The sequence below is a fragment of the Allobosea sp. NPDC055353 genome, from assembly GCF_053644975.1.
In genome coordinates, this window is sequence record NZ_JBSHMC010000004.1 from 271364 (window position 1) to 292771 (window position 21408).

A 21408-nucleotide genomic window follows, 5' to 3' on the forward strand; every position below is an offset into this window, starting at 1 on the left:
GGCTGAGCGACGCCGCTCGCCGGGAACGGCAAGGGCGCAAGGGCTGGTCGAATTGGCAAACGGCCTCTTCTGATCGCCTCGGCCCGGCAGGTCAATCCCTCTGGCCAGCGATTTTCACCGCGATCTGCAACCCTGTTCCGCTGCATCTCCCTCCAGCCGCCAGCCGCACCGCAGGATGCCGCCGGCGTTCCCGAAAAACGCTCATGGCAGGGTTTCCCACGACATCCACAGGCTGGGATGCGGACGCTCATTGCGCTGGCCCAGGCCGCATGAGATGCCAAACGATCTGAATATGGGCGACGCCATGCCGCATCGCCGCTCCGCTGGGCTTGGCCGGAGCAGACAAGGGGCTTTCATCATGAGCGATATCGAGGCATCGAGCGTGGGCTCGATCGAGGGTTCCGGCCCGACCGAGGTCGACGGCAAGGCGCGCAAGGCCTTGTGGGGTGCGGCGATCGGCTATGCGATGGACGGGTTCGACCTCTTGATCCTCGGCTTCATGCTGCGGGCGATCTCGGCCGATCTGCAGCTCAGCCAGGCGCAGGCGGCGTCGCTGGTCACCGCGACGCTGGTCGGCGCCGTGCTCGGCGGCATCGGCTTCGGCATGCTCTCCGACCGCATCGGGCGCGTCCGCGTGCTGACCTGGACCATCGTCCTTTTCGCCGTCTTCACCGGCATGTGCGCCTTGGCGCAGGGCTACTGGGACCTGCTGATCTACCGCACCATCGCGGGCCTGGGTCTCGGCGGCGAGTTCGGCATCGGCATGGCGCTCGTCGCTGAGGCCTGGCCGGCCTCGAAGCGGGCGCGCGCCTCCTCCTATGTCGGGCTCGGCTGGCAGGTCGGCGTGCTCGCCGCGGCCATCGCCACCCCGATCCTGCTGCCCACGATCGGCTGGCGCGGCATGTTCGCCATCGGCATCCTGCCGGCGGTTGCCGCCTATTTCATCCGCCACTCCCTGCACGAGCCCGAGGTCTTCGTCGCCCGCTCCAAGGACCGGCCGAAGGAATCGGCGCTGCGCCTGCTGGTCAAGGACCGCGAGACCACCAAGCTCAGCCTCGGCATGGTCATCCTCTGCTCGGTCCAGAACTTCGGCTATTACGGCGTGATGATCTGGCTGCCGAACTATCTCGCGACGCGGTTCGGCTTCCAGCTCACCCAGTCGGCGGTGTGGACGGCGGTGACCATCGCCGGCATGGCGCTCGGCATCTTCGCCTTCGGCCATATCGCCGACCGGATCGGCCGGCGCCCGGCCTTCTTCGGCTACATGATCGGCGCTGCCGTGATGGTCGTGGTCTATTCGCGCCTGACCGACCCAATGCAGTTGCTCGTCGCCGGCGCGGTGATGGGCTTCTTCGTCAACGGCATGCTCGGCGGCTATGGCGCGCTGATCAGCGAGCTCTTCCCGACCGCGGCCCGCGCCACCGCCCAGAACGTGCTGTTCAACATCGGCCGCGGCGTCGGCGGCTTCGGCCCGGTCGTCGTCGGCGCGATCGCGGCGGCTTATGGCTTCCAGACCGCCATCGCGCTGCTCGCCGCACTCTACATCCTCGACCTCCTCGCCATGTGGCTCCTCATCCCCGAGAAGCGCGGCGCAGAGCTGACGTGAACGCGTGGAGCTTCGAAAACACCTGCAGAGGGCGCCAGACGGCGCCCTCTTGCGTTTGAAGCCTGGTGGTTTCCGGCAAATCGAAGGGCTACAGCCCAAAAAGCAAAAAGCGCCGGAAGATCCGACGCTTGCATGCTTCTCAAGTCCTGAGATTGTCTGGAGCGGGCGAAGGGATTCGAACCCTCGACCCCAACCTTGGCAAGGTTGTGCTCTACCCCTGAGCTACACCCGCATCCGAGACAGTCGCGCCGTGTTGGCGGCGCGGCCGGGTTATTGCCCCAAAGCGCCGCGAAGCGCAAGCACCCGGCGAAAGTTTTTTTGCCGCCTTCCCCGAAATCCGGGATTATCCCCTCCCGCCTTGCTGCCGGCGCCCTGCAAGGCTAGGCATCCATCGCCCGTGCCTGCCGCCCCGGCAAGCGTTACGTTTTCGCCCCGAACCCCGCCGATCGCCCAGCCATGACCGCGCCCGTCACGCCCGACCAGCTCTGCGCCTATCTCACCGAGAAAGGCATTGCCTTCCATCGCACCGACCACCCGGCCGTCTTCACCGTCGCCGAGACCGCGCCGCATCGCGACGCGATGACCGGTCATCACACCAAGAACCTGTTCCTGAAAGACAAGAAGGGGCGGATCTTCCTGGTCTCGGCCGAAGCGCATGCGCGCATCGATCTCAAGCGCCTGCATGAGCGGATCGGCGCCAGTGGGCGGCTCTCCTTCGGCTCGGCCGAGCTCCTGATGGAGAAGCTCGGCGTCACGCCAGGCTCCGTCACCGCCTTCGCCGTGATCAATGATCGCGCGGGCGAGGTGACCATGGTGCTGGACGCCGATCTGACGACCGGCGAGGACGTCAATTTTCACCCGCTGATCAACACGGCGACGCTGCGGATTGGCCGCGACGATCTGCTGGCCTTCTTCCGAAGCACGGGCCACGAGCCGCTGATCGTCGATTTGCCCGTCCCGCCTGATGGACAGAACGGCTGAAGCACCCCATCTATGGGGCGACCGCGCGGGCGGCCGCATCGGCACGCCTGCGCCTCTACGAAACATCACGAAGGACGACCCATGCTGGTCAATGGCGAGGCGGCCGGGCAACCCGGCCTGATCAAGGACACCACGACCCAGGGCTTCCGCGAGGACGTCATCGCCGAATCGATGAACCAGCCGGTGCTGATCGATTTCTGGGCGCCCTGGTGCGGGCCCTGCAAGCAGCTCACGCCCGTGATCGAGAAGGTGGTCAAGGCCGCCGGCGGCAAGGTCAAGCTCGTCAAGATGAATATCGACGAGCATCCGCAGATCCCCGGCCAGCTCGGCATCCAGTCGATTCCCGCCGTCATCGCTTTCAAGCAGGGCCAGCCGGTCGACGGCTTCATGGGCGCCCAGCCCGAGAGCCAGATCAAGGTCTTCATCGAGCGCCTGGTCGGCCCGATGGGTCCGGGCGAGACGGCCGAGCTGATCGAGGCCGCCGCAGCCGCCATCGCAGCCGGTGACCCCGCCGGGGCGAGCGAGCTCTATGCCGGCGTGCTCGAGATCGAGCCCGACAACCTCGCCGCCATCGCAGGCCTCGCGCGACTGCATCTCGACAGCGGCGATATCGAGGGCGCCAAGGGCATCCTCGGCACGGCGCCGCAGGACAAGGCCGCCGATCCGGCGATTACGGCCGTGCGCGCCGCGATCGAGCTCGCCGAACAGGCCGCCTCGCTCGGCGACACCGCCGAGCTGGAGGCCAAGGTCGCGGCCGATCCAAAGGACCATCAGGCCCGCTTCGATCTGGCGCTGGCGCTCAGCGCCCGCGACAAGCGGGAGGAGGCGGTCGACCATCTCGTCGCCATCATCAAGGCCGACAGGAAATGGAACGATGACGGCGCGCGCAAGCAGCTCCTTCAGTTCTTCGAGGCCTGGGGCCCGATGGACGAGGCGAGCGTCAGCGGGCGCCGCAAGCTCTCGACCCTGCTGTTCTCCTGATCGGTGAGAAGGACAAGGCGCGCATGGGCATGAACGCCATCTACGAGGGAGCCAAGGATTGCCCGGCGGCGATCCCGCTCTTTCCCTTGGGTGGCGCCCTGCTCCTGCCGCGCGGCCAGATGCCGCTCAACATCTTCGAGCCGCGCTATCTCGCCATGATCGATGACGCTCTCAAGGGCGAGCGCGTCATCGGTATCATCCAGCCCGAGCCGGAGACCGGCCGCCAGCCCGAGATTCCGCCGCTGCTGAAGGTCGGCTGCCTCGGCCGCATCACCCAGTTCTCCGAGACCGGCGACGGGCGCTACATCATCACCCTGACCGGCATCAGCCGCTTCCGGCTGCTCGAGGAATTGTCGGTCACCACACCCTATCGCCAGGGCCGCGTCGGCTATGACGCCTTCGCCGCCGATTTCGTCGCCCGTACCGGTGAGGACGAGGTCGACCGCAAGGGCCTGCTCAAGGCGCTCAGGGACTTCGCCAAGGCCAACGACCTCAAGATCGACTGGAAGGGCGTCAACGAGGCCCCGAACGAGGCGCTGGTCAACGCGCTTTCGATGATGTGCCCGTTCGGGCCGCGCGAGAAGCAGGCACTCCTGGAAGCGCAGACCCTGAAGGACCGGGCCGAGGTGCTGGTCGCGATCACCGAGATCGAGCTCGCCCGCGGCGGCGGCGATCCGGACACGACCCTGCAGTGACGCCAGCGACGCCGCCCGCCGAAGCGCCACCGACCGTCTGGCCACCGCGCCGCGCGGTGACAGCCTGGCTGTTCTTCGACTGGTCGGCGCAGCCCTTCTTCACGCTGATCACCACCTTCGTCTTCGCGCCCTTCTTCGCCTCGGCGCTGGCGAAGGACGCGGCCGACGGCCAGGCGCTCTGGGGCTATGCCACGGGCTTCGCCGGGCTGTGCATCGCCCTGCTCTCGCCCGTGCTCGGCGGCATCGCGGACCGAACCGGGCCGCGCAAGCCCTGGATCGCCGCCTTCGGCGCGCTCCTGGTCATCGGCGCGGGAATGCTCTGGTTTGCCGTGCCCGGGTCGGCGACCGCGGTGCCGATCGCGCTTGCGGGCTTCATCATCGCGACTGTTGGAGCCGAATTCGCCACGACCTTCAACAACGCGATGATGACCCGCCTCGTGCCGCCGGAGCGGCTCGGCTGGCTCTCGGGCACCGGCTGGGCGATCGGCTATCTCGGCGGTCTGCTCTCACTTGCGATCACGCTCGGGCTGCTCGCAGCCGATCCACAGACCGGCAAGACGCTCATCGGCATCACGCCGATCCTCGGGCTCGATGCCGCCGCCCGCGAGGGCGATCGCTTCTCCGGCCCGCTCACCGCGCTCTGGTTCATCATCTTCGTTACGCCGATGTTCCTGCTCACGCCGGATTCCCGCAGGACGGGCCTGAGCCTCGCCGAGGCGGCCAGGGGCGGTGTCGGGCGTCTGAAGGACACGCTCGCCGAACTGCCGAAGCTGCCGTCGCTCGGCCGCTTCCTGCTCGCCAACATGATCTACCAGGATGCGCTGGTCGCGCTCTTCGCCTTCGGCGGCATCTATGCGGCCGGCGTCTTCGGCTGGCAGACGATCGAGCTCGGCATCTTCGGCATCCTGCTCACCGTCACCGGCACGCTGGGAGCCTGGCTCGGCGGCAAGCTCGACGATCGCATCGGCGGCAAGCCGGTCGTGCTCGGCGCGATCGCCTGCCTGCTCTTTGCCTGTATCGGCATCCTCTCGCTCAGTGCCGACCACGTCCTGTTCGTGATCCCCGCCGCGCCGCCAGTGACCGGCGATGGCCTGTTCGCCTCGCTGCCGGAGCGGGTCTACCTGGGCCTGGGCCTGCTGATCGGCCTTGTCGCCGGGCCGATGCAGGCGGCCTCACGCAGCTTGATGGCACGGCTGGCGCCGGAGGGACGGATCGGCGAGTTCTTCGGGCTCTTCGCCCTGTCGGGCAAGGTCACGTCCTTCATGGGGCCGACTCTGGTCGCGCTGGCCACGACGATCTTCGCCAGCCAGCGGGCGGGCCTGGCCGTGCTGATCGTGTTCTTCCTGGCAGGAGCGGCGCTGCTGGCCGGCGTGAAGGTCACCCGCAAGTCGTAGAGTGTCATCCCGTGCGCGCTGCGGCACGATAGTGCTGCTGCGCAGACACGGGACCGCGCGACGAGAAGGCGCCCCTCAAAGGAAAGGGCGCCCCCTGCACGAGAAGGCGCCCTTTCCTGAAGACGGTCCCGTGTCTGCGCAGCAGCACTATCGTGCCGCAGCGCGCACGGGATGACGCGCTTGGTCAGCGAACCAGGATGTTCCGGAACTGCCAGGGGTCGCTGGTGTCGATATCCTCCGGGAACAGGCCCGGGCGGCCGTCGAGCGGCGTCCAGTCGGTGTAGTAGCCCTGCACCGGCCCGAGATAGGGCCGCTGGATCTCGAGGCAGCGATTGAAGTCGAGCTCCTCGACCTCGACGATCCCCGCGCGCGGGTTCTCCAGCGCCCAGACCATGCCGGCGAGCACGGAAGAGGTCACCTGCAGACCGGTCGCGGTCTGGTAGGGCGCGAGCGAGCGCGCCTCCTCGGTCGAAAGCTGCGAGCCGAACCAGTAGGCGCCCTTTTCGTGGCCATAGAGCAGCACGCCGAGCTCGTCGATGCCGTCGACGACCTCCTTCTCCTCGAGGATATGGTGCTCTTCCTGCGGGCGGCCGGCATTGCCGAACATCTCGTGCAGCGAGAGCACGGCATCGTTCGCCGGGTGGTAGGCGTAGTGGCAGGTCGGCCGGAAGACGGCCTTGCCGGTCTCGTCGCGCACGGTGAAATAATCCGCGATCGAGATCGACTCGTTATGCGTCACCAGGAAGCCGTATTGCGGCCCCGGCGTCGGGCACCAGCTCCGGACCTTGGTTTCGGCCCCGGCCTGCATCAGGTAGATCGCCGCCTGCGAGCCGGTCTCGTGGCCATGGGCGTTCGCCGGCATCCATTTCTCGTGGGTGCCCCAGCCGAGTTCGGCCGGCTGCACGGCTTCGGCGATGAAGCCTTCGACCGACCAGGTGTTGACGAAGACGCCCGGCGGCTTGGGGTGCTTCGAACGCTGCGTGTCGCGCTCGGCGATATGGATGCCCTTGACGCCGACGCGCTGCATCAGCGCCGCCCATTCCTCGCGGGTGTTCGGCTGCGTCGCGTTGAGACGCATATCGGCGGCGAGGTTGGTCAGCGCCCGCTTCACCAGCGAGGAGACCATGCCGGGATTGGCGCCGCAGCAGGAGACCGCCGTCGGCGTGCCGGCCGGGCGCGCCCGCTTGGCGGCCAGCGTCATCTCGCGCAGCGCATAGTTCGAGCGCTCGGCCGGGCCCTTGCTCTCGTCGAAATAGAAGCCGAGCCAGGGCTCGTTGACCGTGTCGATATAGAGCGCGCCGAGGCTGGAGCAGAACTCCATGATGTCGCGCGAGCCGGTGTCGCAGGAAAGATTGACGCAAAAACCCTGCCCGCCACCGGCGGTCAGCAGCGGCTCCAGCATCGTCTTGTAGTTCTCGATGGTGACGGCTTCCTGGATGAAGCGGATGCCGCGCTCGTCGAGCAGGTGGCGGTTGGAATCATCGGGAGCAATGACGACGAAGCGGCTCTTGTCGAACTTGAAGTGCCGTTCGAGCAGCGGCAGCGTACCGCGGCCGATCGAACCGAAGCCGATCATCACGATCGGGCCGGTGATCTCGCCGTAGACGGGCCAATTCGTCATTCTCTGTAACTCCTGGGTTCTAGGGGGATAAAAGGGTCGTATGAGCGCAAAATCGCGCCGTCAATCGCCGCGGCGCCTTCCATACGGCCTGCGCATGGAAAGCGCCGGGCAATGACGGCGCGATGACGATGGGTCTGAAGCGTCAGGCGGCCTTGGCCACCGGCTCCGCCTCGAAGGCCGCTGGCGACGCTGCACCGCTGGCGACAAGCACACCGCTGGCGCCATCGAGCGCGCCGTCGCGCAGTTCGATCGCGAGGAAGCGCTCGCGCTCGACCGGGCCGGGCATGGCAAGCTCGCGGGTCAGCGCCGGATCGAAGCCGAACCGGGCGTAATAGGGCGCATCCCCGACGAGGATGACCGCGCCATGCCCGCGGCAGGCGGCGCGCCAGAGCGCCTCGCGCATCATCGCCTTGCCGAGGCCCTCGCCCTGCAGCTCGGGCTTGACCGCGAGCGGGCCGAGCAACAGCGCCGGTACGCCATTGGCTTCCACATGCCAGAGGCGCACGGTGGCGAGCAATTCGCCGTCGCGTTCGGCCGTCAGCGCCAGGCCTTCGGCCGGCAGGCGGCCTTCGCGCAGGCGCTCGCTCGACTTGGCGGTGCGGCGCTCGCCCAGGCAACGGTCGAGCAGCGCCTCGCGGGCGGGAATGTCGGTGACGACCTCGTCGCGGATCGTGATCATGACGCACCTCCGGCCGGAGCGCCCATTCTCATGGACCTACCCGGCGCCACGCTCGCGCGCAGCCACAATGGAACGATGTGGGGAAGAGGGGTCCGGCGGGAGCCACGCCCGCATCTCCGTTCTGGAGATACGCACGCTCCACCCGACTTAGCGTCGGACAGCCTGCCTTGCGGCAGGGCGCTTCGCCGGACCCGATTGGCATAGGGGCGGCGAAAGCCGCCCCGTACTTTCCGTCAGATGACGTACTGCTTCAGCGGCGGAAAGCCGTTGAAGGCGACGGCCGAATAGGTCGTCGTATAGGCGCCCGTGCCCTCGATCAGCACCTTGTCGCCGATCTCCAGCGAGAAGGGCAGCATGTACGGGGTCTTCTCGTACATGACGTCGACCGAGTCGCAGGTCGGGCCGGCGAGCACGCAGGGGACCGTCTCATCGCCATCGCGCACGGTGCGGATGGGGTAGCGGATCGCCTCGTCCATGGTCTCGGCGAGACCGTTGAACTTGCCGATATCGAGATAGACCCAGCGGACCTCGTCCGTTTCAGCCTTCTTCGAGATCAGCACGACCTCGGCCTCGATCAGGCCGGCTTCGCCGACCATGCCGCGGCCCGGCTCGATGATCGTCTCGGGCAGCTGGTTGCCGAAATGCTTCGACAGCGCCCGGAAGATCGCATCGCCATAGGACGGCACGCCCGGAATCGGCTTCAGGTAGCGCGCCGGGAAACCGCCTCCGAGATTGACCATCGACAGGCCGATGCCGCGGGTGGCGCATTCCTTGAAGATCGCCGAGGCCGAGGCCAGGGCCGAATCCCAGGCGTTCACGTTCGCCTGCTGCGAGCCGACATGGAACGAGATGCCATAAGCCAGGAGGCCGAGGCGATGGCCGTGCTCGAGCACGTCCGCGGCCATTTCGGGCACGCAGCCGAACTTGCGCGAGAGCGGCCAATCGGCGCCGGCACCGTCGCAGAGGATGCGGCAGAAGATGCGCGCGTCCTTGGTGCCGGTCTTCTCGGCGGAACGGGCGACCTTCTCGACCTCGGCCGTGCAGTCGACGGCGAACAGGCGCACGCCGAGCTCCATGGCGCGCACGACGTCGCGCTCCTTCTTGATGGTGTTGCCGAAGGAGATGCGGTCGGCGGTGGCACCGGCGGCAAGCGCGAGCTCGATCTCGACGACCGAGGCGCAGTCGAAGCAGGAGCCGAGCTTGGCGAGCAGGGCGAGCACCTCCGGCGCCGGGTTGGCCTTCACCGCGTAGAAGACGCGGGTGTCGGGCAACGCACGGGCGAAGGCATGATAGTTCTCGCGCACGACATCGGTGTCGATGACGACGCAGGGCCCGTCCTCACGTCGGGTACGAAGAAACTCACGGATGCGGTCGGTCATGAGACGCGACTCCCCTACGACGCAAGCGGCGTCGATGCGATGTATCGCCGGAGTGAATCGTCGCTGTCGCCCGGCGCTGTGGAGACGCCTGCTACAACGGACGAGCCGTCCGGACCCGAAACACCGTTCGATTGGGGAAGACCCCGCACGGCCGGCAATGAAGGACAAGCCTCTTCGGTGCCGGCCTGTGGAAAGCCGGCGAGACCAAAAAAGCCCGCTCCGTCGTTGCTTTAAGCTGCGTCCCCCGTGGAGATTCGGGGTTCGCCGGTTTTGCCTCCGGCTGCCGGTCGTTGTCGGGGAACAATCTCCTTGCGGAGACTGGGAAGCGTGATTTGAGGGATATCCATCCCCTCCATCCGTCTTCCAACCCCTGGCGGCTGTCCGGCCTCTTGTCCGGATGCCCACCGACCAGCACGCGGCCACAGGCACGTGCGAATTGGGTGAACGCGATATACGGACGCTCGCCCCGGACCACAAGTGTTTTGTGGGCCCGGAGCCGCATTTTTTTGCAAGGCCGATCCGCGTCCGTTCGGGGGCGGGTTAACCGGGGAAAGCCCTTCGCCGGCTATGAGTTAGTCGCGCTTCTCGCAGAAACGGATTCGATTGCCGAACGGGTCGGGCACTTCGAGCGTCCGGCCACCTGGGCCCTCCTCCTGGATGCCGGGTTTGGAGTAGGTGTAGCGCTTCCCGATCAGCTCGGCGCGATAGGCGTCGACGCCCTCCATCCAGACGAAGACGGTCGAGCCCGGGCTGGCGTCGCCATGATGCTCGGAGAGATGGAGCTGCAGGCCCGAGCGGGACACCTGCATATAGAGCGGCATGTTCGGCCCGAAGCGATGGTCCCAGTCCATCGCGAAGCCGAGGAAGCCGAGATAGAACTCCTTCGCCTTGGCCTCGTCGAAAATCCTGAGGACCGGAATCCCCATCTGGAGGCGAACCGCCTCCGCCGGCTTCTCCGGCGGCTCCGTGGGCGCGCCCTCGCCGATCTTCGCCGCGAGCACGTTCCAGTCGTCATAGCCGAACTGGCGCGCCACGATCTCGAGGGCCTCCGAGTGGGAAAGCGGCACCTGCCGGGCGGCCATGGTGTCGCGCAGGCTCCTGGCCATCAGCTTCGCATCGCGAAAGCTACGCATCGTCGTGATCCTTCTCGCTGCGGACGGTCGTGATCGGGGCTCGCCTTGCCGATATCCGTCCACGAGTCGATCGGGATCAGGACAGGTCTCGTCTGGATGCGTTCACCTTGCCTTTTCGGGGCGCGAGCGGCTGGCCGCATCCGGCCGGCTGCAAAGGTTGCGGGATGTTCATCTCCTGTCAATGGCGGATGCCCTAGACCGGCCCCATTTGATGGCCTTAAGTCTCGGCTGCCGCAGATGTTTCGCGAGCCGCGCGAGGGAACACGGACCACTTATGACCACGACAGATCGCCGCCGCGTCCTGGGCGGACTTTCAGCCGCGCTCTGCCTTTCGGTGGCGCCCTCCGTCCTGCTCGCGCAGCAGCCCCGCGCCCCGGCGCAGCCGCAGGGCCAGCCGCAGACGCCACCACCTCAGAACGCGGCGCCGCAGCCCCGTTTCGGCTTCGAGGACGTGCAGCGCCGTGCCCGCGAGATTTCCGCGGTTCCCTACGAACCGATCGCCCCCTTGCCGGAGGCGCTGGCCAAGCTCGACTACGATTCCTGGCGCGACATCCGCTTCCGGCCGGAACGGGCCCTGCTGGCGCAGAACGGCTCGCCCTTCCGCATGCAGATGTTCCATCCGGGCTTCCTCTTCACCCGGCCGGTCACGGTCAACGTCGTGCGCGACGGCGTGGCGATGCCGGTGCCCTATGCGGCAAACCTGTTCGACTACGGCCGGGTCAAGTTCGACAAGCCGCTGCCGGTCAATCTCGGTTTCGCCGGCTTCCGCCTGCACTACCCGCTCAACGACCCCCGCGTCTTCGACGAGCTGATCTCCTTCATCGGCGCGAGCTATTTCCGGGTGCTCGGCCGCGGCCAGCGCTACGGCCTCTCGGCGCGCGGCCTCGCGATCGGCGCCGGCACGACGGCCGAGGAATTCCCGGTCTTTCGCGAGTTCTGGATCGAGCAGCCGGCGGCCAATGCCGAGCGCATCGTCATCCACACCCTGCTCGATTCGCCGGCTGTGACCGGCGCCTATCGCTTCACCATCTATCCCGATCTCGATACCGTCATGGAGGTCGCCGCGACCCTCTATCCGCGCGCGCCCATCGAGAAGCTCGGCCTCGCGCCGCTGACCTCGATGTTCTTCACCGGCGAGAACGACCGCCGTTTCTTCGACGATTTCCGCAGCGAATTGCATGATTCCGACGGGCTGATGATCCATTCCAGCAGCGGCGAATGGATCTGGCGCCCGCTGCGCAATCCGAAGCAGCAGGCCGTCTCCTCCTTCGTCGAGCGCAATCTGCGCGGCTTCGGCCTGATGCAGCGCGACCGCACCTTCGAGCACTATCAGGACCTCGACCTCTCCTATGAACTGAGGCCGTCCTACTGGATCGAGCCGCAGGGCGACTGGGGCGAGGGCGTCGTCGAACTGATCGAGATGCCGACCACCGACGAAACCAACGACAATATCGTCGCGCTCTGGGCGCCGAAGACGCCGCTGGAGCCGGGCAAAGAGTTCTCCTTCGGCTACAAGCTGATCGCGATGCTCGATTCCAGCGACCTGCATCCGGGCGGGCGAGTGGTCAACACCTACCAGGCCAAGCCCAAGGCGCTGGGCTCCGGCGAGCCTGTCACCGACGGCTCGCGCCGCTTCATCGTCGACTTCGCCGGCGGCGATCTCGACTACCATCTGAAGCAGCCCGAGAAGGTCGAGATCGTGCCCTCGATCGCCTATGGCCGGATCGACCGCGCCTTCATCGTGCCGAACCGCAAGACCGAGGGCTTCCGCGCCTTCATCGATGTCGTGGTCGAGCCCGGCCAGCTTGCCGAGATGCGCGCCTTCCTCAGGAGCGGCGGCAAGACGCTCACCGAAACCTGGAGCTACCCCTGGCGCGCCGAAGCGCAAGGGTGATCTGAAGGAGCCTGTGCCATGGACGTCGTCGAGAACGCCGAACAGAACCGTTTCGAACTATCGCTCGACGGCGGCACCGCGCTCGTCGCCTATCGCCGCGACGGCGAGCGGCTTGTGCTGGTTCACACCGAAGTGCCCGCGGAGCTCTCAGGGCAGGGTGTCGGCTCGAAGCTGGCGAAGGGCGTCTTCGAACTGCTGCGGGCGAGCAAGCGCAAGGCCGTGGTCCGCTGCGAATTCCTCAAGGGCTGGATCGCGAAGCATCCCGAATATAACGACGTCGTCGACGGCTGAACCGACGGATCAGGACGCCTTGCGGCCGCCTCGACGCGCCGGCTGCTTCTTGCGTCCGTAGAGCTCCAGCCGATGGCGCACGAGCTCGTAGCCGAGCTCTGCCGCGATCCGCCGCTGCAACTCCTCGATCGCATCCGAGGAGAACTCGATCACCTCGCCCGAATCGACGTCGATCAGGTGGTCGTGATGCTCCTGGTCGGCATGCTCGTAGCGCGAGATGCCGTCCTCGAAGGCATGGCGCTCGATCGCGCCCTGCGATTCCAGCACCTTCATCGTCCGGTAGACAGTCGAGAGCGACAGGGTCGGGTCATGCGCGAAAGCGCGGGTGAAAATGCCCTTCGCGTCGGGATGGTCGTCAGCTTCCGCCAGTACGCGCAGGATCAGTCGCCGCTGCTGCGTCATGCGCAGCCCGGCTCCCTTCAGCTGGCTCTCGAAAACGGCAATGCGCCGGTCGGTCTCGGTCATGCCTTGCCATAGCAATGCCGACCGCCAATTGCAAAAGCAACCACCAGAAAGTCATTCTCATTTGCATTAATCATGCAAATGCAAATCAACAGCGATAAATCAGGCCTGCCGTGAGACGACGTGTCTCCGCAAAAGATCAACGAGCCCTATGTCCCAAGCTCGGCCGCGATCTCCGCGACCAGCTCATAGGAGCGCTTGCGCTTGTCATGGTCGAAGAGCGGCGCCGTGATCATGATCTCGTCCGCCCGGGTCTCACGCAGGAAGGCCCCGAGCGTGCGCTTCAGCGTCGCCGGCGAGCCGATGAAGGCATAGCGCAGCATCCCCGAGACATGCGCCTTCTCGGCCGGCGACCAGTACTGCTCGATATCCTCGATCGGCGGCTGGAGCTTGCCGCGCGCGCCTCTCACCATGCCGACGAAGCGCTGCTGCAGCGAGGTCGCGAGATGGCGCGCCTCCTCGTCCGTCTCCGCTGCCACGACATTGATGCCCGGCATCGCATGAGGCGTCGTGAGCTGCTCGGACGGCTTGAAGCGCTCGCGATAGACGGCGAGCGCCTGCATCAGCGCATCCGGTGCGAAATGCGAGGCGAAGCTGTAGGGCAGGCCCAGCTCGGCGGCGAGTTGCGCCCCGAACAGGCTCGATCCGAGAATCCAGAGTGGGACCTCGAGCCCTTCGCCCGGCACCGCACGGATCGCCTGGTTCGGCCCGGCCGGCGCGAACAAAGCCTGCAATTCGAGCACGTCCTGCGGGAAGCTGTCCGATGACATCGGGCTGCGGCGCAGCGCCCGGAGCGTCAACTGGTCGGTGCCGGGCGCGCGGCCGAGGCCGAGATCGATGCGTCCCGGAAAGAGAGCTTCCAGCGTGCCGAACTGCTCGGCGATGACGAGCGGTGCATGGTTCGGCAGCATGATGCCGCCAGCCCCGACGCGGATCGTGCTGGTCGCAGCCGCGAGCTGGCCGATCACGACGGAGGTCGCGGCGCTGGCGATGCCGACCATGTTGTGGTGCTCGGCGACCCAGTAGCGGCTGTAGCCGAGCCGCTCGGCATGACGGATCAGGTCGATGGATTTCTTGAGCGCCTCGCGCGGCCCCTCCCCTTCGACGACGGGAACGAGATCGAGGACTGAGATCGCGACCATGACGGCCCCTGCTGGCTGGCACCGGTGGAAAGCCGGCGGGAAGGCGTGGCTTCACCAGATGGGAAGGCTGGGCGGCGCGGTCCAGAGGGCGGCCCCCTTCGTCATGGCGCGCCTGCGCTGGCGTTCTGGCGGAACGGGGTCGGCCCTGCCGCGTTGATCGCAGGAACCAGCCACGCCGAAGGGAGCGACCATGACCGCCACCGCCAATCCTGCCAAGGAAAGCCTGCGCAAGGAGCAGAAGGAGCAGCGCCAAGCCGCGCGCGAGCACGGCAAGGACGCCGAGCTCAATCGCGCGCTGAAGGACACCTTCCCGGCCAGCGACCCCGTCGCGACGCAGACGCCGATCAAGCCCGGCGCCAAGGCGAAGAAACCGGCCTGAGGCTCAATCGCGCTGGTGGAGCAGGCGCGCGCGGATCGTGCCGTCGAGCGCGCGGATATCCTTGAGGATGTCGCGCGCCTCGGCGCTCGAGACGCCGTCCGCCTCCATCACGACATAGCCGACCTCGCCGTCGGTCTGGTAATTCTGGGCGGCGATGTTGACCTGCCGGCTGGCGAAGACGTCGTTCAGCCGCCGCAGCATGCCCGGCACGTTGCGCTGGACATGGATGAAGCGCGTGCCGATGGCTCGGGCCGGCAACTGGACCTGCGGGAAATTGACCGCACCCACCGTCGAGCCGACATCGGAGTAATCGACGAGCTTGCGCGCAACCTCGGCGCCGATGCGCTCCTGCGCCTCCTCGGTCGAGCCGCCGATATGCGGGGTCAGGATGACATTCCCGCAGCCCTGGAGCGGCGAGACGAAGCGTTCGGCATTGGAGGCAGGTTCGATCGGGAAGACATCGACCGCCGCACCGGCGAGATGGCCGCTGTCGAGCGCCGAAGCCAGGGCGTCGAGATCGACGACCGTGCCGCGCGAATTGTTGATGAGATAGCTCCCCGGCTTCATGAGAGCGATCTGCTTTTCGCCGATCATGCCGTGGGTCTGCGGCGTCTCCGGCACATGCAGCGAGACGATGTCGGCCGCGCCGAGCAGGGCGTTCAGGCTCTTCGTCGGCTCGGTATTGCCGTGACGCAGGCGGTCCGTGTGATCGAAATAGATCACCCGCATGCCCATCGCCTCGGCCAAGGTCGAGAGCTGGCTGCCGATATTGCCGTAGCCGACGATGCCGAGCGTCTTGCCGCGCACCTCGAAGGAACCGTTGGCGGACTTGTCCCAGCCGCCGTCATGGGCGGAACGGGAGCGGTCGGGGATGCGGCGCAGCAGCATGACGATCTCGCCGATGGTGAGTTCGGCGACGCTGCGCGTGTTCGAGAACGGCGCATTGAAGACCGGCACGCCGCGCAGCCGCGCCGCATCGAGGTGAACCTGGTTCGTCCCCACCGAGAAGCAGCCGACGGCGAAGAGCCGGTCGGCCCCCGCGAAGATCTCCGGCGTGAGCTGGGTGCGCGAGCGGATACCGAGGACGTGCACGCCCTGGATCGCCTTGAGCAGGCTGTCGCGGTCGAGCGCCTTCGGCAGGCGTTCGAGATTGCTGTAGCCGGCCTGCTGCAGCAGTTCGACGGCGGAATCATTGATACCTTCCAGCAGCAGAACCTTGATGCGGTCCTTCGGAAGGGAAAGGCGTTCGCTGGGGCTGGTCATGACGGCGCGCTCTTGGAGGAGCGGTTGCTATAGTCCCCGCAGCGTCAGAGGCCAACGCCCTGGACGCAACGCTATCGCGAAAAACGTCGCGACGGATGCAAAAACCTCATGGCGCGCGTCAAGCCTTCTCGACGACGAGCGTCGAACCCTCGACCCGCACCACCTTTACCTCGGTTCCCGCCAGCAGCTCCGGGCCGACGATCCGCCAGGACGAATCGCCGACGCGCACCCGCCCCTCGCCGCCGGTCATCGTCGTCTCAAGCCGGAAAACCCGGCCGATCAGCTGGCGGCCGCGGTCGTTGAGCCCGGTGGCCGCGTCCGGCTCCTCGCCCTTGCGGCGCGTCAGCAGGCGTCCGGCGACGACGCTGGCGACGGCGAAGATCGCGAAAACCAGCATCGCTGCCTGCCAGCCGACACCGGACAGGCCGACCACGACGCCGGTGAGGAGCGCGGCTAGGCCAAGCCAGATCAGGAAGATGCCGGGCGCCAGCATCTCCCCGCCAACCAGGACGAGCCCGAGAATGGCCCAGCTCCAGCCGCCGAGATTCGTCAATCCATCGAGCATGGCCGCCTCCGCTCAGGCGCCCGGGCGGCCGGAGGATGGCACCGAGCCTGCCCCGCCCCGGCGTTGCGCGGCCGCCTCCTCGCCGAACACGGCCTTGGTGAGCTGGGCGATGCCGCCGACCGTGCCGGCCAGCGAGGCGGCCTCGATCGGCACGATCACGACCTTGCTGTTATGGCTCGACGCGATCGATTTCAGTGCGTCGGTATAGCGTTCGGCGATCAGGAAGTTGGCGGCCTGGATATCGCCGCGGCTGATCGCCTCCGAGACCATGGCGGTCGCGGTTGCTTCGGCCTGCGCCAGCCTTTCGCGCGCCTCGGCATCGCGCAGCGCCGATTCCTTGCGGCCCTCGGCGGCGAGAATCTGCGACTGCTTCTGGCCCTCGGCCTTGAGGATCTCGGCCTGACGCAGGCCTTCCGCTTCCAGGATCGCGGCGCGCTTCTCACGCTCGGCCTTCATCTGCCGGTTCATCGCGCCGGCAATATCCGCCGGCGGCAGGATGTCCCGGATCTCGATGCGCGTGACCTTGACGCCCCAGGGCGAGGCGGCGGCATCCATCACCCGCAGCAGCCGCTCGTTGATCTCGTCGCGATGCGACAGCAACTGGTCGAGATCCATCGAGCCGACGACGGTGCGGATATTGGTCATGGTCAGGACCATCAGCGCGTCGTTGAGCGACGACACCTCGTAGCAGGCCTTGGCGGCGTCGAGCACCTGGTAGAAGGCGGCCGCGTCAATGCGCACGCCGGCATTGTCCTTGGTGATCGCCTCCTGCGAGGGAATGTCGAGCACCTGCTCCATGACATTCACCTTGTGGCCGATGCGATCGATATAGGGCACGATCAGCCCGAGGCCCGCGCTCAGCGTGCGCGAATAGCGCCCGAAGCGCTCGACGGTGTAGTTATAGCCCTGCGGAACGGTACGGACGCCGCGCGCGATCGTCAGGATGACAAGCGCCACGATGACGATCACGGCGATGTTGAAGCCTGACAGTTCCATCTCGTCCCCCAGCGACGCCGATGCGCCATCCTGCTATGCAGGCGTCAAACTGGCGGTTGCGACGAGCGGATGCAAGCCGCGTCGGCGAACGGTGAGCCGCCCACGGCGCCTCACCGTCGAAATCCGCGTCAGCTCTGCGTCGCGTCGGTATCGCAGCGCGCCAGCATGCGCGAGGCCGCGGTCACACCCGCGAGCGAGAAGGTATAGCTGGTGACGTTGCCGCGCAGCGAGCGCGCCTCGAGCGTCATGCTGCTCCCGCCCCGCATCGCCGCGAGCAGCGCCGGCTCGCGCTCCAGCCGTTCGAGCCAGGCATTGCTGCCCTCGGTCAGCATGCGGAAGCTGTCATCGCCGATCGTGACGGTGACCACCGAGTTGCGGGCGAAGTCATAGCCCGTCTGGAAGCTCGATTCCGTATCCGTAGCCTTTTCGCCGGTCTGCACGAAGAAGAAAACATCGCCGTGACGCAAATTGGATGGCTCTTCGGACGAAGGCTTGCTCATGATGAAGCAGCGCGCCAGATCGTCCTTCGCGTAAGTGGCTGCGTTCCAGTCGCCGAACTGGCCCAGGGATTTCGGGCTCGCCGCCTCTACGCCCGTGCTCGCCAGAATGGCGAGGCAGGCGGCCGAAAGCGCTGTCTTGAACATGGTCTCATCTCCTCTCATCGCGACCCAATTGGAAAGAAGAGTGTTACCGAGGCGTAAACATGACCCTAACAATCCGTGCGTCGATCCGGCGCAGGAGCGACTGGCGGGCGCCGGATGGCGACAATTGCAGGATCGCTGGCGGTCAGAACCACGCTTGTCATTCCGGGGCTTCGCGGAGCGAAGAACCCGGAACCCACGACCGGGTTAGCCCCTTCAAACGCGTGATCGCAGGTCTCCACCCAGTCGTGGGTTCCGGGTTCGCGCCTGCGGCGCGCCCCGGAATGACAAGCGTGGCTCGCCCCTAAAACGACGATGCCCGGCACAGGGCCGGGCATCGGGAGACATCAGGATGGCAAGGCCTCAGGCGAACTGGCCGTGGCAGTGCTTGAATTTCTTGCCCGAGCCGCAGGGACAGGGTTCGTTGCGGCCGACCTTGCCCCAGCTTTCGGGATCATCCGGATTGCGGTCGAGCACGGCGACATCGGCATCCGTCGCGGCAAACTGCACGCCGCCGCCACTATAATCCCCGAAGCCGGAGCCGGCGCCGTCCTGCACCTGGCCCGGCGCCTGATCCTCGGGCTGGTCGAAGCGCACCTCGATGCGCGAGAGATGGCCGGTGACCTGCTGGCGCAGATGACCGATCAGCCCGTCGAACAGCTCGAAGGCCTCCTGCTTGTATTCCTGCAGCGGGTCGCGCTGGGCAAGGCCACGCCAGCCGATCACCTGGCGCAGATGGTCGAGCGTGACCAGATGCTCACGCCAGAGATGGTCGAGCGACTGCAGCAGCACCTGCTTCTCGACATAGGTCATGACCTCTTCGGTGTTGCGCTCGATGCGGCCGGCATAATCCTCGTCGGCGAGCTTGCGGATGCGCTCGCGGATCTCGCTGTCGGCGATGCCCTCTTCCTTGGTCCAGTCCTCGATCGGGAGATCGAGGTTGAGGTGCTGGATCACCTCCTGCTTGAGCCCGGCGCTGTCCCACTGCTCGGGATAGGCCTCCTCCGGGATATGGCGGGCGACGACATCCTCGACGACGCCATGACGCATGTCGTCGATCGTCTCGCGCACGCTTGCCTGGCGCATGAAGTCGCGGCGCTGCTCGAACACGACCTTGCGCTGGTCGTTCATGACGTCGTCGTATTTCAGGATGTTCTTGCGGATGTCGAAATTGCGCGCCTCGACCTTCCCTTGCGCCTTCTCGACCGCCTTGTTGATCCAGGGATGGACGATCGCCTCGTCCTCCTTGAGGCCGAGCTTGGTCAGCATGCCGTCCATCCGGTCGGAGCCGAAGATGCGCATCAGGTCGTCCTGCAGCGACAGGAAGAACTTCGAGCGGCCGGGATCGCCCTGGCGGCCGGCGCGGCCGCGCAGCTGGTTGTCGATGCGCCGGCTCTCGTGGCGCTCGGTACCGACGATGTAGAGCCCGCCGGACTTGAGCACGCGCTGCTTGAAATCGGCGACCTCGGCGCGGATGGCGGCGGCCTTCGCGTCGCGCTCCGGGCCTTCTTCCAGGCCCGCAAGATCGTGAGAGATCCGCATGTCGGCATTGCCGCCGAGCTGGATGTCTGTGCCGCGGCCGGCCATGTTGGTGGCGATGGTGATCGCGCCGGGTACGCCGGCCTGTGCGACGATATAGGCTTCCTGCTCGTGGAAGCGGGCGTTCAGCACGGCGAAGGCCTTGACCGTCTTGCCTTCGCGAGCCGCCGCATAGACCGGCTCCAGCGCCGTCGGATCGGTGAAGTCGAGAAGCTTGTAGCCCTCCTTCTCCAGCATCTCGGCGATGAGCTCCGAGCGCTCGATCGAGGTCGTGCCGACCAGCAGCGGCTGGCCGTTGGCCTGCGCGGCCTGGATCTCGCGGATGACGCCGCGCACCTTCTCTTCGAAGGTACGGTAGACCTCGTCGTCCTCGTCCTTGCGGGAGATCGGGACGTTGGTCGGGATCTCCACGACCTCGAGCTTGTAGATCTGGAAGAATTCGTCGGCCTCGGTTGCCGCCGTGCCGGTCATGCCGGCGAGCTTGGCGTAGAGGCGGAAATAGTTCTGGAAGGTGATCGAAGCCAGCGTCGCGTTCTCGGGCTGGACGGTGACGTGCTCCTTGGCTTCCAGCGCCTGATGCAGGCCTTCCGAATAGCGCCGGCCCGGCATCATGCGGCCGGTGAACTCGTCGATGATCACGACCTCGTCATTGCGGACGATATAGTCCTTGTCGCGCGTGAACAGCGAATGCGCGCGCAACGCCTGGTTGACGTGATGGACCAGCGTGACGTTGTGGGCGTCGTAGAGATCGCCCTCGTTCAGCAGCCCGGCCTCGCGCAGCAACTCCTCGATATGATCGTTGCCGGCCTCGGTCAGCGCCACCGTGCGCTGCTTCTCGTCGACCTCGTAATCGGCCGGGACGAGACTCGGCAGGACCTTGTCGATCGAGACGTAGAGATCCGATTTGTCGTCGAGCGGGCCGGAGATGATCAGCGGCGTGCGGGCTTCGTCGACCAGGATCGAATCGACCTCGTCGACGATCGCGAAATGGTGGCCGCGCTGGCTCATCTGGGCGACCTCGTACTTCATGTTGTCGCGCAGATAGTCGAAGCCGAACTCGTTGTTCGTGCCGTAGGTGATGTCGCAGGCATAGGCGCGCTGGCGCTCCTCGTCATCGAGGCCGTGCACGATGATGCCGACGGTCAGGCCGAGGAAGTTGTAGAGCTTCGCCATCCACTCGGCGTCGCGCCGGGCGAGGTAGTCGTTGACGGTGACGACATGGACGCCCTTGCCTTCGAGGGCGTTGAGATAGGTCGGCAGCGTCGCGACCAGCGTCTTGCCCTCACCGGTCTTCATCTCGGCGATGGCGCCCTCGTGCAGCACCATGCCGCCGACGAGCTGGACGTCGTAGGGCCGCTGGCCGAGCACGCGCTTGGCCGCCTCGCGCACCGTGGCGAAAGCGGGCACCAGCAGGTCGTCGAGCTTCTTGCCGGCGGCGATCTGCTGCTTGAACTCGTCGGTGCGCGCCTTCAGCGCCTCGTCGCTCAGCGCGGCGATCTCTGTCTCGAGCGCGTTGATCGCAGCGACACGGGGCTGGTAGCCCTTGACGCGGCGGTCGTTCGACGAGCCGAAGAGTTTCTTTGCGAGCGCGCCAAGCATGTTGGGCCTTTCAGGTGATGCTTCAAGCCTCCGCTCGACGCGTAGCGTTGTCGCGCGCGAACCGAAAGCTCGGGTATTCTCGAATTGCGACCGCGTGTTTAGACGCGAGCGCGGGCAGGGTCCAGCGTGCGTTTCGTCCTATTGGTAGCGAAACGGCAAGTGAATTCG

Annotated in this window: 19 protein-coding genes and 1 tRNA gene; 8 read left to right on the forward strand and 12 right to left on the reverse strand. The window is 66.5% G+C overall.

Annotated elements, in window-relative coordinates:
- Positions 1-358 precede the first annotated feature (358 nt).
- Positions 359-1606: an MFS transporter gene (locus ACWIEX_RS24395; RefSeq protein WP_454035499.1), complete on the forward strand. Its 1248-nt coding sequence runs from the start codon at positions 359-361 to the stop codon at positions 1604-1606.
- 157 nt (positions 1607-1763) lie between these two features.
- On the opposite strand, the gene ACWIEX_RS24400 is transcribed toward ACWIEX_RS24395, so the two are convergent.
- Positions 1764-1838, reverse strand: a tRNA-Gly gene (locus ACWIEX_RS24400).
- 224 nt (positions 1839-2062) lie between these two features.
- Here ACWIEX_RS24400 and ACWIEX_RS24405 point away from each other — a divergent pair.
- The 4 genes from ACWIEX_RS24405 to ACWIEX_RS24420 all read left to right on the forward strand — a co-directional run bounded on the left by ACWIEX_RS24405 (position 2063) and on the right by ACWIEX_RS24420 (position 5657).
- Positions 2063-2587: a prolyl-tRNA synthetase associated domain-containing protein gene (locus ACWIEX_RS24405; protein ID WP_454035500.1), complete on the forward strand. Its 525-nt coding sequence runs from the start codon at positions 2063-2065 to the stop codon at positions 2585-2587.
- Between the two features lie 81 nt (positions 2588-2668).
- Positions 2669-3568: a thioredoxin gene (gene trxA, locus ACWIEX_RS24410; RefSeq protein WP_454035501.1), complete on the forward strand. Its 900-nt coding sequence runs from the start codon at positions 2669-2671 to the stop codon at positions 3566-3568.
- 23 nt (positions 3569-3591) lie between these two features.
- Positions 3592-4263: an LON peptidase substrate-binding domain-containing protein gene (locus ACWIEX_RS24415; RefSeq protein WP_454035502.1), complete on the forward strand. Its 672-nt coding sequence runs from the start codon at positions 3592-3594 to the stop codon at positions 4261-4263.
- Complete coding sequence (locus ACWIEX_RS24420; protein ID WP_454035503.1) at positions 4260-5657, forward strand: MFS transporter; 1398 nt, start codon at positions 4260-4262, stop codon at positions 5655-5657. The genes ACWIEX_RS24415 and ACWIEX_RS24420 overlap by 4 nt, the downstream gene beginning before the upstream one ends.
- A gap of 184 nt (positions 5658-5841) precedes the next feature.
- Here ACWIEX_RS24420 and ACWIEX_RS24425 read toward each other — a convergent pair whose 3' ends face one another.
- From ACWIEX_RS24425 to ACWIEX_RS24440, 4 genes are all read right to left on the reverse strand, one after another.
- A complete protein-coding gene (locus ACWIEX_RS24425; RefSeq protein WP_454035504.1) occupies positions 5842-7278 on the reverse strand; it encodes a homospermidine synthase in 1437 nt (478 codons plus the stop codon).
- Between the two features lie 142 nt (positions 7279-7420).
- On the reverse strand, positions 7421-7957 hold the full coding sequence (locus tag ACWIEX_RS24430) for a GNAT family N-acetyltransferase (RefSeq protein ID WP_454035505.1): 537 nt from the start codon (positions 7955-7957) through the stop codon (positions 7421-7423).
- Positions 7958-8190: 233 nt separating this feature from the next.
- On the reverse strand, positions 8191-9336 hold the full coding sequence (locus tag ACWIEX_RS24435) for a type III PLP-dependent enzyme (RefSeq protein ID WP_454035506.1): 1146 nt from the start codon (positions 9334-9336) through the stop codon (positions 8191-8193).
- Between the two features lie 572 nt (positions 9337-9908).
- Positions 9909-10469, reverse strand: a complete 561-nt coding sequence (locus ACWIEX_RS24440) for a glyoxalase superfamily protein (protein ID WP_454035507.1) — start codon at positions 10467-10469, stop codon at positions 9909-9911.
- 274 nt (positions 10470-10743) lie between these two features.
- On the opposite strand from ACWIEX_RS24440, the gene ACWIEX_RS24445 reads away from it, so the two are divergent.
- Together ACWIEX_RS24445 and ACWIEX_RS24450 are read left to right on the forward strand one after the other, a co-directional pair.
- A complete protein-coding gene (locus ACWIEX_RS24445; RefSeq protein WP_454035508.1) occupies positions 10744-12363 on the forward strand; it encodes an OpgD/OpgG family glucan biosynthesis protein in 1620 nt (539 codons plus the stop codon).
- Positions 12364-12381: 18 nt separating this feature from the next.
- Complete coding sequence (locus tag ACWIEX_RS24450; RefSeq protein WP_454035509.1) at positions 12382-12654, forward strand: GNAT family N-acetyltransferase; 273 nt, start codon at positions 12382-12384, stop codon at positions 12652-12654.
- A 9-nt stretch (positions 12655-12663) separates the two neighbouring features.
- Here ACWIEX_RS24450 and ACWIEX_RS24455 read toward each other — a convergent pair whose 3' ends face one another.
- Both ACWIEX_RS24455 and ACWIEX_RS24460 read right to left on the reverse strand, forming a co-directional pair.
- Positions 12664-13119 carry a Fur family transcriptional regulator gene (locus ACWIEX_RS24455; RefSeq protein ID WP_091861663.1) on the reverse strand — a complete coding sequence of 152 codons (456 nt, stop codon included), beginning with the start codon at positions 13117-13119 and terminating at the stop codon, positions 12664-12666.
- A 146-nt stretch (positions 13120-13265) separates the two neighbouring features.
- Positions 13266-14258: an LLM class flavin-dependent oxidoreductase gene (locus tag ACWIEX_RS24460; RefSeq protein WP_454035510.1), complete on the reverse strand. Its 993-nt coding sequence runs from the start codon at positions 14256-14258 to the stop codon at positions 13266-13268.
- A gap of 190 nt (positions 14259-14448) precedes the next feature.
- Here ACWIEX_RS24460 and ACWIEX_RS24465 point away from each other — a divergent pair, with 190 nt between their 5' ends.
- Positions 14449-14637 (forward strand): hypothetical protein, encoded by a 189-nt coding sequence (locus ACWIEX_RS24465; RefSeq protein ID WP_454035644.1) that lies wholly within the window; start codon positions 14449-14451, stop codon positions 14635-14637.
- A 3-nt stretch (positions 14638-14640) separates the two neighbouring features.
- Here the strand turns inward: ACWIEX_RS24465 and serA are convergent, their stop codons facing one another.
- The 5 genes from serA to secA all read right to left on the reverse strand — a co-directional run bounded on the left by serA (position 14641) and on the right by secA (position 21240).
- A complete protein-coding gene (serA, locus tag ACWIEX_RS24470) occupies positions 14641-15900 on the reverse strand; it encodes a phosphoglycerate dehydrogenase (protein WP_454035511.1) in 1260 nt (419 codons plus the stop codon).
- A 118-nt stretch (positions 15901-16018) separates the two neighbouring features.
- Entirely contained in the window at positions 16019-16465 is a 447-nt protein-coding gene (locus ACWIEX_RS24475; RefSeq protein WP_454035512.1) for an NfeD family protein, read from the reverse strand.
- Between the two features lie 12 nt (positions 16466-16477).
- Positions 16478-17461 carry an SPFH domain-containing protein gene (locus tag ACWIEX_RS24480; protein WP_454035513.1) on the reverse strand — a complete coding sequence of 328 codons (984 nt, stop codon included), beginning with the start codon at positions 17459-17461 and terminating at the stop codon, positions 16478-16480.
- Between the two features lie 128 nt (positions 17462-17589).
- Positions 17590-18105, reverse strand: coding sequence for an invasion associated locus B family protein (locus tag ACWIEX_RS24485; protein ID WP_454035514.1), 516 nt, complete (start codon positions 18103-18105; stop codon positions 17590-17592).
- A 360-nt stretch (positions 18106-18465) separates the two neighbouring features.
- Positions 18466-21240, reverse strand: coding sequence for a preprotein translocase subunit SecA (gene secA / locus ACWIEX_RS24490; protein ID WP_454035515.1), 2775 nt, complete (start codon positions 21238-21240; stop codon positions 18466-18468).
- Positions 21241-21408 lie beyond the last annotated feature (168 nt).

What these genes read in the sequence shown, in the direction of transcription:
- ACWIEX_RS24395 (WP_454035499.1), top strand. Translation starts at nt 359, where the DNA reads ATGAGCGATATCGAGGCATCGAGCGTGGGCTCGATCGAGGGTTCCGGC.
- ACWIEX_RS24405 (WP_454035500.1), top strand. Translation starts at nt 2,063, where the DNA reads ATGACCGCGCCCGTCACGCCCGACCAGCTCTGCGCCTATCTCACCGAG.
- trxA (WP_454035501.1), top strand. Translation starts at nt 2,669, where the DNA reads ATGCTGGTCAATGGCGAGGCGGCCGGGCAACCCGGCCTGATCAAGGAC.
- ACWIEX_RS24415 (WP_454035502.1), top strand. Translation starts at nt 3,592, where the DNA reads ATGGGCATGAACGCCATCTACGAGGGAGCCAAGGATTGCCCGGCGGCG.
- ACWIEX_RS24425 (WP_454035504.1), bottom strand. Translation starts at nt 7,278, where the DNA reads ATGACGAATTGGCCCGTCTACGGCGAGATCACCGGCCCGATCGTGATG.
- ACWIEX_RS24430 (WP_454035505.1), bottom strand. Translation starts at nt 7,957, where the DNA reads ATGATCACGATCCGCGACGAGGTCGTCACCGACATTCCCGCCCGCGAG.
- ACWIEX_RS24435 (WP_454035506.1), bottom strand. Translation starts at nt 9,336, where the DNA reads ATGACCGACCGCATCCGTGAGTTTCTTCGTACCCGACGTGAGGACGGG.
- ACWIEX_RS24440 (WP_454035507.1), bottom strand. Translation starts at nt 10,469, where the DNA reads ATGCGTAGCTTTCGCGATGCGAAGCTGATGGCCAGGAGCCTGCGCGAC.
- ACWIEX_RS24445 (WP_454035508.1), top strand. Translation starts at nt 10,744, where the DNA reads ATGACCACGACAGATCGCCGCCGCGTCCTGGGCGGACTTTCAGCCGCG.
- ACWIEX_RS24450 (WP_454035509.1), top strand. Translation starts at nt 12,382, where the DNA reads ATGGACGTCGTCGAGAACGCCGAACAGAACCGTTTCGAACTATCGCTC.
- ACWIEX_RS24455 (WP_091861663.1), bottom strand. Translation starts at nt 13,119, where the DNA reads ATGACCGAGACCGACCGGCGCATTGCCGTTTTCGAGAGCCAGCTGAAG.
- ACWIEX_RS24460 (WP_454035510.1), bottom strand. Translation starts at nt 14,258, where the DNA reads ATGGTCGCGATCTCAGTCCTCGATCTCGTTCCCGTCGTCGAAGGGGAG.
- ACWIEX_RS24465 (WP_454035644.1), top strand. Translation starts at nt 14,449, where the DNA reads ATGACCGCCACCGCCAATCCTGCCAAGGAAAGCCTGCGCAAGGAGCAG.
- serA (WP_454035511.1), bottom strand. Translation starts at nt 15,900, where the DNA reads ATGACCAGCCCCAGCGAACGCCTTTCCCTTCCGAAGGACCGCATCAAG.
- ACWIEX_RS24475 (WP_454035512.1), bottom strand. Translation starts at nt 16,465, where the DNA reads ATGCTCGATGGATTGACGAATCTCGGCGGCTGGAGCTGGGCCATTCTC.
- ACWIEX_RS24480 (WP_454035513.1), bottom strand. Translation starts at nt 17,461, where the DNA reads ATGGAACTGTCAGGCTTCAACATCGCCGTGATCGTCATCGTGGCGCTT.
- ACWIEX_RS24485 (WP_454035514.1), bottom strand. Translation starts at nt 18,105, where the DNA reads ATGTTCAAGACAGCGCTTTCGGCCGCCTGCCTCGCCATTCTGGCGAGC.
- secA (WP_454035515.1), bottom strand. Translation starts at nt 21,240, where the DNA reads ATGCTTGGCGCGCTCGCAAAGAAACTCTTCGGCTCGTCGAACGACCGC.